The organism is Caballeronia sp. LjRoot29 (assembly GCF_964252755.1).
Classification (GTDB): Bacteria; Pseudomonadota; Gammaproteobacteria; order Burkholderiales; family Burkholderiaceae; genus Caballeronia.
Map to the genome: position 1 here is coordinate 50,863 of NZ_CAXUPU020000016.1, position 14,928 is coordinate 65,790.

Annotated in this window: 13 protein-coding genes and 2 pseudogenes; 5 read left to right on the top strand and 10 right to left on the bottom strand. The window is 58.5% G+C overall.

The window, feature by feature from the left end; genetic code table 11:
• Positions 1-106: 106 nt before the first annotated feature.
• From ACSQ83_RS18550 to ACSQ83_RS18570, 5 genes and pseudogenes are all read right to left on the bottom strand, one after another.
• The gene (locus tag ACSQ83_RS18550; protein ID WP_436229194.1) at positions 107-406 is read right to left on the bottom strand and encodes a glutathione S-transferase family protein; all 300 of its coding nucleotides are present in this window, start codon (positions 404-406) and stop codon (positions 107-109) included.
• A 102-nt stretch (positions 407-508) separates the two neighbouring features.
• Positions 509-1,080 (bottom strand): annotated as a pseudogene (locus tag ACSQ83_RS18555) (alpha/beta hydrolase fold domain-containing protein); the annotation flags it as partial.
• Positions 1,081-1,357: 277 nt separating this feature from the next.
• Positions 1,358-2,385, bottom strand: a pseudogene (locus ACSQ83_RS18560) (LysR family transcriptional regulator).
• A 76-nt stretch (positions 2,386-2,461) separates the two neighbouring features.
• Positions 2,462-3,148 carry a gamma-glutamylcyclotransferase gene (locus ACSQ83_RS18565; RefSeq protein ID WP_436229151.1) on the bottom strand — a complete coding sequence of 229 codons (687 nt, stop codon included), beginning with the start codon at positions 3,146-3,148 and terminating at the stop codon, positions 2,462-2,464.
• A gap of 218 nt (positions 3,149-3,366) precedes the next feature.
• Positions 3,367-3,912, bottom strand: coding sequence for a DUF3331 domain-containing protein (locus ACSQ83_RS18570; RefSeq protein WP_414968967.1), 546 nt, complete (start codon positions 3,910-3,912; stop codon positions 3,367-3,369).
• Positions 3,913-4,586: 674 nt separating this feature from the next.
• Here ACSQ83_RS18570 and ACSQ83_RS18575 point away from each other — a divergent pair.
• Positions 4,587-6,425 carry an ATP-binding protein gene (locus ACSQ83_RS18575; RefSeq protein WP_436229152.1) on the top strand — a complete coding sequence of 613 codons (1,839 nt, stop codon included), beginning with the start codon at positions 4,587-4,589 and terminating at the stop codon, positions 6,423-6,425.
• Positions 6,426-6,587: 162 nt separating this feature from the next.
• A complete protein-coding gene (locus tag ACSQ83_RS18580) occupies positions 6,588-6,959 on the top strand; it encodes a response regulator (RefSeq protein ID WP_414952997.1) in 372 nt (123 codons plus the stop codon).
• Between the two features lie 21 nt (positions 6,960-6,980).
• Here the strand turns inward: ACSQ83_RS18580 and ACSQ83_RS18585 are convergent, their stop codons facing one another.
• From ACSQ83_RS18585 to ACSQ83_RS18605, 5 genes are all read right to left on the bottom strand, one after another.
• Positions 6,981-7,658, bottom strand: coding sequence for a response regulator transcription factor (locus tag ACSQ83_RS18585; RefSeq protein ID WP_414968969.1), 678 nt, complete (start codon positions 7,656-7,658; stop codon positions 6,981-6,983).
• Positions 7,659-7,817: 159 nt separating this feature from the next.
• Positions 7,818-8,744 carry an electron transfer flavoprotein subunit alpha/FixB family protein gene (locus ACSQ83_RS18590; protein WP_436229153.1) on the bottom strand — a complete coding sequence of 309 codons (927 nt, stop codon included), beginning with the start codon at positions 8,742-8,744 and terminating at the stop codon, positions 7,818-7,820.
• 2 nt (positions 8,745-8,746) lie between these two features.
• Positions 8,747-9,520 (bottom strand): electron transfer flavoprotein subunit beta/FixA family protein, encoded by a 774-nt coding sequence (locus ACSQ83_RS18595; RefSeq protein WP_436229154.1) that lies wholly within the window; start codon positions 9,518-9,520, stop codon positions 8,747-8,749.
• 28 nt (positions 9,521-9,548) lie between these two features.
• Positions 9,549-10,736 carry an NAD(P)/FAD-dependent oxidoreductase gene (locus tag ACSQ83_RS18600; protein WP_414952994.1) on the bottom strand — a complete coding sequence of 396 codons (1,188 nt, stop codon included), beginning with the start codon at positions 10,734-10,736 and terminating at the stop codon, positions 9,549-9,551.
• Positions 10,737-11,104: 368 nt separating this feature from the next.
• Complete coding sequence (locus ACSQ83_RS18605) at positions 11,105-11,707, bottom strand: helix-turn-helix domain-containing protein (RefSeq protein WP_436229155.1); 603 nt, start codon at positions 11,705-11,707, stop codon at positions 11,105-11,107.
• A 223-nt stretch (positions 11,708-11,930) separates the two neighbouring features.
• On the opposite strand from ACSQ83_RS18605, the gene glnT reads away from it, so the two are divergent.
• The 3 genes from glnT to ACSQ83_RS18620 are packed head-to-tail and all read left to right on the top strand — an operon-like array spanning position 11,931 to position 14,928.
• On the top strand, positions 11,931-13,331 hold the full coding sequence (glnT, locus tag ACSQ83_RS18610) for a type III glutamate--ammonia ligase (RefSeq protein ID WP_414952992.1): 1,401 nt from the start codon (positions 11,931-11,933) through the stop codon (positions 13,329-13,331).
• 11 nt (positions 13,332-13,342) lie between these two features.
• A complete protein-coding gene (locus ACSQ83_RS18615; protein ID WP_414952991.1) occupies positions 13,343-14,251 on the top strand; it encodes an amidophosphoribosyltransferase in 909 nt (302 codons plus the stop codon).
• On the top strand, positions 14,239-14,928 hold the full coding sequence (locus tag ACSQ83_RS18620) for a protein glxC (protein WP_414952990.1): 690 nt from the start codon (positions 14,239-14,241) through the stop codon (positions 14,926-14,928). The genes ACSQ83_RS18615 and ACSQ83_RS18620 overlap by 13 nt, the downstream gene beginning before the upstream one ends.

Genomic DNA, 14,928 nt, shown 5'->3' on the forward strand with positions numbered 1-14,928 from the left:
GCTTTAAGGGCTCGGGCACACAGGGTGTCGGTTCCAATTGAGTTATCACTTACGTCAGATACATACGCGCCGCCGCGATATGCGCGACTATTGGCAATAGTTGGACTTACGCAGCAAGTAGTTGCTGATGGCGGCTGACAACTTCGGCTTCGTCTTTCAGCGCTTTCTGCACCGCGGGACGCGCTTCGATACGCGTGATATAGGCCATCAGGTTTTTCAAGTGATCGAGCTTGACTCCCGAGCGCTCGTGCCAGAGTGTTGCCCATACGTATGCGTCGGCTACCGTGAACTGTTTGCCTGTCAAATAGGCGCGGCCGTCGGCCAGACGTGCGTCCAGGACACCGTAGGCCGTGAGCAGCTTGTTGGTGGTGAACTCGATTCCTTCCGCGGTCATCAGCTTGCGCATCAGGGGGATATGCTTTTGTGCGATCTCCGTTGCGATGAACGTCAGCAACTGATCTTCTTCTGCGCTCGCTATCAGCGTCGGTGGCAACGTGCCCAGGCGCCGCGATTCGAGCGGCGCCGCATAAGGGTGAACGCGCTGGGAAGCGCTCGGCAGATAGGCACGATAGGAACGCGAACAGTCTTCCATGCCAAATTCGTCCTTCGACCCGGATGTTCTTTCAATGAGCCGGGTCATGCTCGGGTCAAGTAACGGCGCGAGCAAGGCCTGCGCTGACAGCTTGTGTCTTGCGCGGTCCCGCGCGATGGCCGCGAGTCCCGCCGCAATGTTTCCGCCAGCATCAAACCCCACTGCGGCCAGACTTAGCACATCGGCACGGCTCTCTCGCGCACGCAGTGTCGCCCACTCCAGCGCGAGATACGCATCCTCATTGCAGCCGGAAACGGGAATGCTGGCGCTAGCGAATAACCCACGGCAACAACCCAGGCGGGTGTCTTTGAAGCGATGAACGAGGCTGGGATATCGGCGTCGTCCAGCGTGCCTTTTACAAAACAGCCGCCGTGGAAATACAGCACGATTGGCAGGCTGTTGCGCGTGAGTGGGCGGAAGCTGCGCAGCGTGATTTTCTGTGCATATCCGTCAATCGCGACGTCGGAGATTTCCAGCGTAGGTTTCATGTGTGGTGACGAATCGTTCTCGTGCAAGAGGGTGTATGCAAGCTCGTGTTGCAGGCCGGATTTTCCACACAACGCCTTCCAGGATAAACATCTCTCTTTCGACAATACAATTCGGTCACAGCGAATTGTATCGTCATAAGCTAAGCTAATTATTCAGACGCGACGAGACTGACCGTTGCCTTCGCAACGAGTCAAGACGGGTCTCGGTATAGGAAAACGCTCGGCGAGCGCTCGGAGCGCGCGGTTAACGCATTTGCAGGCCATGAAGAAATGTCAGCTAAACGGCTGCTACATCGCGGCTACGTGAGTCACTGCTTCGAGCCGAATCAATTTCGCGCGATGCGATCGATGACGATTGCGCGGGATTAACAGGCCGCCCAATCTCACCGGGCAATACCGTTTTTGTTCTAAGCAGATTGCACTGCTCAAAAAGCTCCGCAGCCCATTCGACGAAAACCCGGACCTGCGCCGAAAGATGCCGGTTCTGTGGATAGACAGCGGAAATCGAGAATGGCATGAGGCGCCATTTTTCCAATACTTCAACCAGTGCGCCGGTTTTCAGGTGTGGCCATGCAAGAAAATGGGGCACCTGAATAATGCCTAGGCCCTGAAGGCCACATTGCAGGTAGGCATCACCATCATTGGCCGCGAGTCGGGAGCGCATTCGCACCTCAACCGGATTTCCATCTTTAACGAAATCCATCTCGACAACGCGTCCGTTGCGGCTGGAAAAGTAGTTCACTGCCGTGTGGCGGTCCAGGTCCGATAGTGTCACCGGCCTCCCATTGCGCCGCAGGTATTCCGGACTCGCGACGGTAACGAACTCGGAGACGCCAATACGACGGGCAACGAGCGTCGAATCTTCCATCGGCCCATGCGGATGGCACAGTCAACACTTTCTTGAACGAGATCCACGGCCTTGTCTCCGACCCCCAGCATCAGGTCGATGTCCGGATAACGGGCGTGGAACTCATCTAGCGCCGGCACAATGACCATTCTCCCGATCGAGCCTGGCATGTCGACCTTGAGCTTGCCGCGAGGTGCGGATGTAGTGGAGAACGAAGTCTCCGAGTCTTCGACCTCGGCAAGGATGCGGGAGCATCGCTCATAATAGGCCGCCCCGTCGGGAGTCAGGCTGATGCGGCGTGTCGTGCGGTTTAATAGTCGTACCTTAAGGTGAGCCTCGAGATTCTGGATAATGGTGGTCACCGAAGAGCGTGTCACACGTAGCGAATCAGCAGCACCAGAGAAGCTGTTGATGTCGACCACTCGGGTGAAAACCTGCATCGCTTGAATTTTGTCCATGTCTTTTTGTCCGTGCTTTAAGGAGACTCTCCAAAAAGAGGCTCTCCAAGAATCGCCGGCTTGCGCCAGACGCAGGTCATTCAAGGGCGCCTGACAGTTGGCATGGAGCCTGCCGAGAGAGGCGCTGAATTTCGCTCACGAGCGCATCAATGTACGAGTCCTGCGCGTTGCACTCAGTCAGCGCAGCGTGGAGCTTGAGTACATAATCCGCATTGCTTCCAAACTTGCCCACGGCCGACGCCACGAGCGGTGCCACCGTCGACACACTCGAGTCCGCCTCATATTGTTCACGGGCGGTGTCCGCGACAAATGCAATCGCATGGGTCTGGGTGCCGTCATCCAGCGTGATCGGCGCCCACGTTGGCCTGTAGGAGCCGAGTACCATCTCCCGAATCCAGACCAAGGCCAGTTCCTCATCCGTCGTCGCACGCGGAAGCCTGAACGCTACGCCATGTGTATGCCCCCCAGCCTCGAGCGCCAGCATTCGACCGGGCATTTCCGGACTGCCGCGGCCCGCTACCATGCGAAGGCAGAAGCTACGATGCCAGTTGCATAGTGTGGCTACTTGCCTCCGATCGAAGTGCATTGTCGGATTCCATATCAGGGAACCGTAACCAAATATCCATATGTCGTGCGCATCCGCAGGACGCAGTTTCAGGGTGTCGACAAGGGAACGTGCAATTTGCTGCTCGGTCCATAAGTTAGGTAAAGACGCAAAGTTGTCGAGGTACGCGCCCGAGTGAATGGTTTGTCGTGTCAGCATTGTCAACGGCCGGTCTGGTTCGAAATGCCAGGGCGCCGTGCGACGGCGGTCAGAAGCCCCGCGCACCGGAGTCCCCAGGCTCGGTGACAGTATGACCGCGGTGCTCTACCGGATAAAGACTCGTACAGGAGACGCTTTGACGCTTGACAGGCGACAATGTCGAACGTGCTTTCGGATGCGTTGGAACCTTTGGTTACTACGGGTTGCCGTGGACTACCTTAATCGTCGCGAACCTTCTGGAGGGCGGACGCAAGGATCATTGCGTCACCATTCAGCGGTGTTATCCCGCCGCGGGTACGCGGTTTGTATACGGTGTCGCCCCTGCTGATGTGTAATCCGGACAGGGCGCAGCGTCCAGAGCGGCGGGCGAGTGCAGAGGACCAGACTTGCTCCTCATAGTTGCATAGTGTTGGGTCACGCCAGGAGAGCGCCACAAGAGAACCGGCCAATCTTTCAAGGACCGTCACGGTGAAAGTGCGAAGCTCCGAGTCGGCCGGCGGGGACTTGCTCCAGGATTCTCGCAACTGCAAGCAGGTCGACTCCTCGGGTGACTCTATGGGCGGCGTGGAGAATTGCAACAGTGCCGTGAGCGTTCGGGACCAGGGGTCGGCAGCAAGAGATGATGCTCTGTCGAGCACTCCGTGACAACTGATATTGCTTAGGTTTGCTGATGATATATGAGGATAGCTATTGTCGTTCTGGGTCGTATTCGTCTCAGATACAACTTCGGAGGGCTCATTGCGGCAGGCGGCGTTCAACATCATCGTTCTCTCATGAGTGAAAGGTCGGAGCGACTATCGAACAACGAAGGAAAGGACGGACGTCTACTGAAGACAAACCTGAGCGTAGTCCACCGTGCGCCGGTATACATTACGGCTCAGCCATGAAACGAAGGTGTATTCGACATAGGCGTTGGCACCAAGAAAAATCCAGGTATGCAGACTATTTGACACGGTAAATTCCTTTGGGACAGGCGATGCAGTAAAAGGAAAGCGGTCAGGCGCGGGACGCGTTTGCGTCATGCGGACTTGCCGAATCGCAGTTCAACACAGGGGCCGTCATGGCGACGAAGGGGAGTGCTTCACTGTCAACCGGCAAGTGCGAATCGCGATGACTGAAGCTTAGAAAGCGCGGAAGACGAAATCCATGCTACGGTCGGATACCGCGCTTCCTCAATGGAGTAACAAAGATATACCCCGGTATAACGCATCGTTTCGACAGGCAGGACTGAGGGCCGGTTGATGAGGACTAACGCTTAATACAGGCGTCAGGCTTTAGATACGGACGTATATTATGGATAGGATTGCCAATGCGTCGGACTATCCGGTTCGCTTTCAATGTGTAAATGAATCGAAAGCTGCGGAGCCTTTCAAGAGTTTCGGCTAGCCGACGGCAAGCGTTAAAGGATGCGCCGCTGACGAAAACGCGGAGGTGCGCGGTGGGAGCATTAGGTTCGTCATACAAGAGCAGCAAGCCCGGCTATCTCATCGGTCTGTGGCTCGGAGGTTGCGTCGCATTGGGCGTCATCGCCGGCATCTGCTTTTATTTCGAACTGCGCCTTGCTACTGCAGGTTTCTGCTTGCTGATTGCCATCGTGCTTTTGTCGCTGCTCGATAGCTTTGTCTCGTCAGCTATCTTCGCGCTGGCAGGCGCATCGCTGCTGAATGTCTTCTTTACGCCGCCCATATACAGTTTCCAGATTGACAAGCTCCAGGACTATTTTCCGCTCGCTACGTTCTTCATTACGTCGCTCGCCGTCACGTCACTTGTGCGTCATATTCGTCGAATGGAACAGGCTCAGCGGGGACAGGCCCGTCTATTGGATCTCACCCACGACACCGTATTCGTGCGTGACGCGAATAACGCCATCACGTACTGGAACCACGCCGCGGAACTTCTGTACGGCTGGAACAGAACAGAAGCGACCGGGAAGATTGTCGACGAGTTGCTTAAGACAAGGTTTCCAGCGCCGCGCGAAGAGATTCAGCGGACGCTTGAACGAGACGGGCGTTGGGAGGGAGAACTCGTCCACACGAAGCGCGATGGTGCAGAAGTCGTGGTGGCGAGTCGTTGGACCTTGCAACTTGATGACAAGGGCGTGCCAGTTGCAACACTGGAGACGGACAATGACGTCACGCAACGCAAGCACGCCGAGGAATTGCTCAGGAGGAGCCAGGCGCAGTACTTGGCCGAAGCCCAGAAACTTAGCCGGACAGGAAGTTTTGGATGGAACGTGACAACAGGGGAAATCTTCTGGTCCGAGCAGGCCTTCGATATCTTCGAGTACGATCCGGCAATCCCTCCAACCATTGAAATGGCGCGGCAGCGAGTCCATCCTGAAGACAGGATTCTCTTCGACGAAATGCTAAGCCAAGGCAGTGATACAACAGACCATTTCGACATCCAGCACCGGCTTCTCTTTCCCGATGGCCGAGTCAAATACCTGCACGTCGTCGCGCACGGAGCGCATGGCCAGTCCGACCGGCGGCAGTTTATCGGTGCCGTCATGGATATCACCGCGTCCAGACAGACCGAAGCGCAACTGCTTCAGGCGCAGACCGAGCTGGCGCGAGCCAGCCGGGTTTCGGCACTTGGCGAGTTGAGCGCGTCCATCGCCCATGAAGTCGGTCAGCCGCTCGCGGCGATCGTTACGAATGGAGAAGCCTGCCTCCGCTGGCTGCGTCGACAGCCACTCAATGTGAAAGAGATCGAAGAGTGTGTGACCCAGATAACGGATGAGGGAAACCGCGCTGCCGACATTGTTCATCGTGTGAGAATGCTGATGAAAGGTGCCCCGCCGGAGCGTATGGCAGTCGAGCTGAACGGGGTCGTCGCAGAAGCCGCAGCGTTAATTCGCTCTGAGGTAGAAAGTCACGAAGGCACGTTGGTACTCTCGTTGGCGCCGGAGCTTCCTCCCGTTTTTGCCGACCGCGTGCAACTCCAGCAGGTGCTGATCAACTTCATCAACAACGGCATGCAGTCGACGGGAACCGTTGCACGCAAGTGCGAGATTCTCGTCGCCTCGGCAACCGCCATGGACGGCAACATTGTGGTTTCCGTGCGCGATAACGGCCCCGGTATCAGCGACCAGAATCTGCCGCGCCTGTTCGACGCCTTCTTCACCACTCGCGGCACCGGCATGGGAATGGGGCTCGCCATTTGCAGCTCCATTATCGAGGCCCACGGCGGCCGGATTTGGGCAGCAAATAATCCTGACAGCGGAGCGACCTTTAGCTTCTCGCTTCCTCCCGCAAACATCCCTGTCGCGGTCAAGTGAACGACGGCCCGACGCGTCGGCAAGGGAAATTCGCAGGGTCAGCGGTTATACATTCGTATCATCGCCGCAGCGGTCGCTGTAAGGTAGGCTTTAGTCTTTAAGGCGGATAAGCGTTCTTTTCAAGTTCGCGTTTCCCGTCGGATAAGGCCGAGGGCCGCAACTTTGCTGAAAACGCCCGTTATATCGATTGTTGACGACGACCTCGCTGTTCGCCGCGCCCTGGGAAGCCTCGTGCGCTCGATGGGTTGGGAGTCACGCCTGTTCGAGTCCGCGGAAGGTTTTCTGGCCTCAGGAGAGGTCGTGAACACGACTTGCCTGATCTCCGACGTCCGCATGGCGGGGATGTCAGGCGTGGAAATGCATGAACGTCTGGTGGCGCAAGGACAGGCGCCGGCGACCATTTTCATCAGCGCGTATCCGACCCCTTTGTTGCAGGCCAGGGCGACGGGCAACGGTGCTTTAGTGCTGCTGCAGAAGCCCTATCAGGCGTCGGTCATGACTTACTGGCTGTCCGTGGCGGTAGGCGCACCCTAGGTCAGCGTCCTCGTTTGCCGCTTAGTGAGCGGTACGCGGAATGAACGGTTGAATACCGAGCGACTCGGCTTTGCGCACCAGGTCGGGCATGGAACTCGCATTAAGCTTGCGCATGACGTGACCCCGGTGAACCTTGACGGTAATTTCGCTCAGGTTCATTTCTGCGGCGATCTGTTTATTGAGCAACCCTGAGAGTACAAATACCAGTACTTCCTTTTCTCGCGGCGAGAGCGAATCATGCATGGAACGCAACTTGGCGATGGCCGCGTCCGCCTCGAGGCGCATTGCGTCGCTTGCCAGCGCCTTTCCTATTGCATCGAGCATGTCCTGGTCGCGAAAGGGTTTGGCGAAGAAGTCCGTTGCACCGGCTTTCATCGCCTTCACGCTCATTTCAATGTCCCCATGACCCGTCATGAAAACGACCGGAATACGCATGCCCGAGTTGATTAATTCCTGATGAACCGTGAGTCCGTTTTTCCCGCGTAGCCGCACATCGAGAATCAGGCAGCTTGGGCCTTCGGTACGCGGATGACGGAGAAACTCCTCGGATGAAGCGAATGTCTCAACGCGCAGGTCGACCGAACGCATGAGCGTGGCCAGCGCCCGGCGGATGGCTGCGTCGTCGTCGACGATATAGACCGCCGACGTGTCGCGGCGAGTGCTGTCAGGTGCCGATGGTAGGGACGGTCCGCCAAGCATTGAGTCACCTCGATTCAGCCCGAATTTTGTTGCTCGGGATGATGCTCAATTCTATCCGCATAACGAGAGCGACGACAATCTCGGCGACCGCCTCGCGGGCAGGGTGGAACGTTCCCGCTTAGATCAAACTTTCATTTTGAAAGGCATCAGACATGGAGTTCATGGAGCATTCCCCGTTGCGTGGGCATTGAGTTCGCCCATGACATCGAAGAGATCGCCCACGATGCCGTAATCCGCCACCGAAAAAATCGGCGCGTCTGGGTCCTTGTTCACGGCCACGATAATCCGCGAATCCTTCATGCCGGCCAGATGCTGGATCGCTCCGGAAATGCCGAACGCGAGATAGATCTCGGGCGCCACTGTCTTGCCTGTTTGCCCGACTTGCGCGGCGTTGGGCGCATAACCCGCATCCACGGCCGCGCGTGATGCACCGAGCGCCGCGCCCATGTTGCGGGCCAACGTGCCCAGCTTGTCCATGTTTTCCTTCGATGCCAGTCCCCGGCCTCCTGCGACCACAATCCGCGCGCTCGACAGATCATGTCCGCCTTGCGACGCGGCCTGTCGATCGATCAGCACGGTCGCGGCGAACGGCGCAATGGGATCGAGCGAAACGATTGGCGCCGCACCGCCGTTGGCGCTCGCAGGCGCAAAAGACGACGTCCGGAAAGTTGCGAACAGCGTGGCGCTGGTGCTTTCGACTGTCGCGACCACGCTGCCCGCGTAAAGGCCGCGCACGAAACGCTGTGCCGTCACAACACGCGTGATGTCAGCGAGAAACGCATTGCCGGTCAGCGCGGCGGCTCGCGGAAGAGCTGCGCGTCCGGTTGTACGGTGACTCGTCGCAATTAACGAGTAATCCGAAGCAATATGCTGAAGAAGATTGGCGAGCGTTTCAGGATTGGCTATATCACCCGATGCCAGCAGCACGCGCTCGATGCCCTCAATGCACGCAGCGGCATTCGCCATGGCAGGTGAAAACGTAAGCACGTCCACCGGTACGCCGCGCCCACCTGCCGCGCTGATGACTCGCAGGGTTGCATCGGCCGTAGCACCGTCTTCCCATTCTCCTACGACAAGACTTCTCATGGTCATGCTCCCACGTTTTGAAGTAACCGCGCGCTGCCGATGGCGCCAAGCAGCGCGGCGGTATCGGCGACCTTGATGCCGGGCTGACGGACCGCTGGCTCGGCTATCTCCATGGTTCGTATTGGTGTGTCGAGTGCGACGTTGAACGTCGTCGCGTCCAGCGTGCGCAGCGGCTTTTGTTTCGCCTTCACGATACTCGGCAACGTGACACGACGCGGGTCGGCCAGGCGCAGGTCTGCACTGACCACGGCAGGCCCGTCAAGGCGCCAGGTGGCGGTGCCAGCGTCGTCGCCGCAGGTGACGAGCCAACTGCTGCCGGTAGCTTCTATCGCGGAGGCGTTGAGCGCCTGCGGCCAGCCGAGCAACGCAGCGAGCATTGCTGCCACGCCGCCAATGTCGTCATCGATCGCCTGCTTGCCGCACAGCACTAAACCGTAGGCATCGGTATCGGTATCGGCGCCGATGAACGCATGCAGCAGACGCGCGATGCCGAGTGAGTCTGGTGAAGCGCCTGCCGTATCGATCAGCACGGCGTTGTCCGCGCCCATTGCCAGCGCGGTGCGCAGCACATCCTGACAAACAGGCAGGCCGCACGTGAGCACGGTCACGCTTGACGCTACGCCGGCTTCACGCAAACGCAACGCTTGTTCGACCGCGCATTCATCGAACGGGTTAAGCGACATTTTGAGGCCGGCTGTATCAACACCACCTGCAGAGCCGATACGAACGCGCACGTTGGCATCGACGACCCGTTTCACGGGGACGAGAATTTTCATGGTCATCCAAGAGTTGCGTTTGAAGTGATCAGGACACCGCGCCTGAGCCGTATTTGCCGACCAGCAGCGCACCGCTTGCGAAACGATCGAGTGCGTACGGGGAGAGTGATACGTCGGTAGTTTGGCCCAACGCGTGCTGCGCGAGAATCTTGCCGATCCCCGGCGATAACTTGAAACCGTGCCCGGAGAAACCGAATCCGACGGTCAGTCCTTCTATGTCACCCACCGATCCGAGCACCGGGTTCCAGTCCGGCGTGACGTCGTACACGCCGGTCCACGATGAAGCGAGCCCAGCCGTTTCGTAGGCGGGAAATCGTTCTGCAACCTGCTCGCCGACTTCGCCGACATAGTCGAGCGAGATATCGCCCTGCTCGGTCTCCGGTGCGTTCAGCGTTTCGCCGACCACGCCTTCCGACACCAGCATCTGGCTGCCGCCGTAGCTGCGGAAATACAGCATGCCCGGCGAGCCGAGATCCTTGTAGGCCGGCATTTTGAATGTGTAGGGCGCAACATCGCACTCCAGAGCAAGCACCGTATGGCGTTCCGGCTTGACGGGCAACGGCACGCCGATCCACCCGGCGAGTTCCGGCGTCCAGATATTCTGCGTGCTGATCAGCATGCCGCAACTGAATGTTCCGGCGGACGTTTGAACACCGGTCACCCGGCGGCCATCACGCACGAGACCGGTCACGTTCGTGTTTTCCATGAACTTCACACCGCGCCTTCGAGCCGAGCGCGCGAAACCGGTTGCGACCAGATAAGCATCGGCGAAACCCGCTTCGGGTTCGTAGCCGATCAGCGCGGCATCGTCGAATTGAGCGATCGGCAAACGCTCGCGGGCCTCGGCTCTTGAGAGCAACTGCACTTCGATGCCCATGCCTTGCTGCGCATCGAGCGAAGCTTGCAGCGGCGCGAGCTTGTCGCCTTCGGGCGCGCAGATCATGTAGCCGCATTTCACGAGACCGCACGAGGCTTCGTCGTCGTCCACGTAAGCCGCGAAGTTGTTGAAGGCGTGCCAGGACGAACGCGCGAGCTCCACGTTCTGCCGCACGGAATAATGCGTGCGCAACAGCCCCGACGATTGCGACGTCGTGCCCGCACCAATCGTGCCGCGATCCAGCACCAGCACGCTTTTGGCGCCTAGCGTAGCGACATGATGGGCAACTGACGCGCCGATAACCCCGGCGCCGATCACGATGACGTCGTAATGGCTCATGCTACTTCCTGAAAGAAGATCGATGAGCAGATTCTAAGGAGAGGAAATACTAAGCCGCTTTGTATTAAGCAAACTTATGCAGAGCGAGCGGATTGCTGCAGACTTCTGGCTTAAGCCGCGTCCCGACAATTTAGTTACGCGCTTTGCATAAGCACAGGTGATGCACTTTATAAGCAGGGCACCCGGCAGCGTGCGTCCACGCACCAAGCAAGCAAAACAGCGCACCGCAGTATGGCGGTCGTGTTTCCCGGCTGCGCGATTCACATGACCTTCAGCGTTCGCGAGAAGGTTTCCTGTCATGAACTTTTAATTCTTAAAGGGAAACGTGGCACGATCGTTGCATTGCTATGTCGACGAAGATCGCGACCTCATTCGGCAGCGGTCGGCGGATACAGGATGATCGACAGAAACTGGATCGGCATCTTGATGAGTCTCTCCGGACCGTGCGGCACATCACCCTGGAACGTGAGCGTGTCGCCCGGATGCAGGATGTAGGTTTCCTGGCCGCGCCGGTATTCAATCACGCCTTTCAGCATGTGAATGAATTCGGTGCCCGGATGTTCGAAGATCGGGAATCGTTCCGCTTCGTCATCCATGGTGATGAGGAATGGTTCGAAAATTTTCCTGGGCCCTTGGTCATAGGCGAGCAGATGGTAGGTATGTCCGCGCTTGGTGCCCTTGCGGACCACTTCCATGCCGGCCCCTTTCTTGACGAACTGGGCGCCGCCGCCCGGCGTGTCGTAGTTGCGAAACAGGGCCGACATTGAGACGCCGAGGGCCTGGGCAATGCGGTTGAGAACATCGAGCCCGGTCGAGGTCTGGGCGTTTTCGATCTTCGACAACATGCCTCGACTGATGCCGGCTTGTTCGCAAACCTGGGCAATGGTCAAGCCATGACGCTGGCGAAGTTCGCGGATGGTCGCGCCAAGGTAATGCTCAAGCGGATTCTTGCGGTCATCCTCGGTTTGCATTGCACGCCTCATGAGAAAACGGCAGGTTAGCAGATCAGGTGGGATCGGTACGGGTCTGATGTTTCATGTCATGAATTATTGTTGCATATCAATAAATTCATGCACATACTTCGAACTTGCTTGCGGGACGCCGGGACGGGTGACTTTCGAGTGGGTCGTAATCGGGCCGTGCAAAAAAGGGCACGGCTTTTTCAACCAACGATAGACGATGCAAGGAGTCACGATGAACCTGAACGATGGCGGCAACGCACCAGTCGCGGAGCTTGGCACCGCGCTTGGGAAGGTCCCGCGCTTTGAATCCGCGCAGGATGCGCAAAGCTGGCTCGTGCAACAAGGCGTGAAATACGTGCTGGCGCAGTTCGTCGATATTCATGGCGTGGCCAAGGCCAAGTCCGTGCCGGTGGCGCACCTCAACAGCATCCTCACCGCGGGCGCCGGGTTCGCCGGTTTTGCGATCTGGGGCGTGGGAATCGAGCCGAACGGACCGGACTTCATGGCGGTCGGCGACCTCTCCACGCTCAGCACCGTGCCATGGCAAAGCGGGACGGCGCGCATTGTTTGCGAGGGCCATGTCAAGGGTGAACCCTGGGCTTACGATGCACGCGTCACGCTTAAAAAGCAGATAGCGCGGCTGACGGAGCGCAAATGGACCTTGTTTACGGGACTCGAACCGGAGTTCTCGCTGCTCAAGCGTTCGGTGTCGGGTGCGATCGAACCGTGCGACGCCAGCGACACGCTCGCTAAACCTTGCTACGACTACAAGGGTTTATCGCGTACTCGCGCGTTCCTGGAAAAACTCACGGAGTCTATGCGTGCGGCCGGGATCGATGTCTATCAAATCGATCACGAAGACGCGAACGGCCAGTTCGAAATCAACTATACCTACACGGATTGCCTGACCTCCTGCGATCACTACGTGTTCTTCAAGATGGCAGCCTCCGAGATTGCCAACGAGATGGGCCTGATCTGCTCGTTCATGCCCAAGCCGTTCGCGAACCGCCCAGGCAACGGCATGCACATGCACATGTCGATTGGCGACGGCGTGAGCAATCTTTTCTCAGACAAAAGCGATCCGTCGGGCATGGGCTTGTCTAAGCTCGCCTATCACTTCACAGCAGGCTTGCTGGCCCACGCACCGGCGCTCACGGCGCTATGCAATCCGACCGTGAACTCATACAAGCGGCTCGTGGTCGGTCGTTCGCTGACCGGCGCGACCTGGGCGCCCGCGTATATCAGCTACGGCGACAACAACCGCTCGACCATGGTGCGCGTGCCGGGCGAACGCATTGAACTGCGCCTGCCCGACGGCGCATGCAATCCGTATCTCGCGACGGCCGCGGTAATTGCAGCGGGTCTCGACGGCGTGGAACGCGAGTTGTCGCCGGGCGCGCCGGCGAATGAAAACCTCTACGAGTGGTCGCCGGCCAAACTTCGGGAACATGGCATAGGCGTGCTGCCGCAGAACCTTGAGCACGCGCTGGACGCACTTGAGGGCGACCGCCTGATTTGCGACGCGCTGGGCCCTGTCGCCGATGAATTCCTCAAGCTCAAGCGGATGGAATGGCTCGAATACATGCGGCATGTGTCGGATTGGGAAATGAAGAGTTATCTGGAATTTTTCTGAGGAGAAGCACGATGTGCGGAATCGTAGGTTTGCTGGTGAAAACACCGGCACTGCGTGAACAGCTTGGGGCATTGATGGTGCCCATGCTGATCGGTATGACAGAACGCGGCCCGGACTCCGCGGGCTTGGCCGTATTCGGCCAGCCGCTGGATGGCGGCAAGCGAAAGCTCAGCCTGTATTCGGGATTTACCCCTGAAGGGAATCGGTTCGACTGGAACGGACTGACGGCTGCATTGAACGGCGCGGTGAAGGCGGACGCGCGGATTGACGTGCAGGGCAATCACGCGATCCTGACCTTGCAGGGCGATCCGGAAGTGGTAAAGACCTGGCTTCGCGCCACGTTTCCGAAAGTGTATCTGCTCTCCACGGGACGTTCCATCGATCTATACAAGGACATCGGCACGCCGGCTCAGGTTGCTGCGCGCTATGACTTCGCGAACCTGAAGGGCTCGCATCTCGTGGGCCATACACGTATGGCCACCGAGTCGGCGGTCACGCCCGATCGCGCGCATCCGTTCACGGCCGGAGAAGATTTTTGCCTGGTGCATAACGGCTCGCTGTCGAATCCCTATGGCGTGCGCCGGATGCTCGAACCGCAAGGCATTCACTTCGATACCGACAACGACACCGAAGCCGCATGCCGCTTTCTCGAATGGCGGCTGCGCGAAGGCGACGAGTTGCCGGAAGCGCTGCAAAAGGGCTTCGAGGAACTCGACGGTTTCTACACCTTCCTGATGGGAACATCGACGGAACTGGCCTTGATTCGCGACCCGTTTGCCTGCAAGCCCGCAGTCGTCGCCGAGACCGATGACTATGTCGCGATTGCATCGGAATTCCGGTCGCTGGCGCACTTGCCCGATATCAAGCATGCCAAAGTGTTTGAACCTGCACCCGAGGAGATGTATGTATGGAAAGCGTGATCTTTGACCTGGAGAAAGCGACGGTCCGCGAGGTCAACCAGTTTCTTCATGGTGCACCCGAGACGCTCGAAGGGCGGCAGGTGACGGTTGTTTCGCCGAACGGCGCGCACAACCTGGCGGTCGGCGTGGATGCCCCGGTTCAAGTCCTGATCGATGGACACGCCGGTTACTACGCGGGCGGAATGAACAAACACGCGACGATCATCGTGGACGGCAGCGCGGGTACAGGCGTCGCGGAAAACATGATGAGCGGCAAGGTCCACGTGAAGGGTTTCGCGTCGAACGGCGCGGGTGCATCGGCGCATGGCGGCTTGCTCGTGATCGACGGCGACGCCGGCCTGCGATGCGGAATATCGCTTAAAGGCGGTGACATTGTGGTCGGCGGGTCGGTCGGCAGCTTCTCGGCGTTCATGGCGCAAGCGGGCCGCATGGTGATCTGCGGCGACGCAGGCGACGCCCTCGGCGACTCTCTCTACGAAGCCGTGCTTTACGTACGCGGTTCGGTGAAGTCACTGGGTGCGGACGCGCAGTACGAAGAGATGACCGACGCCGATGTCTCCGCTGTTCGCGACCTGCTGAAAGCGGCAGGGCTGAATCACGATCCGATGTCGTTCAAACGTATCGCCTCGGCGCGCACCCTCTACCACTGGAACGCCGACGCGAACCAGGAATATTGA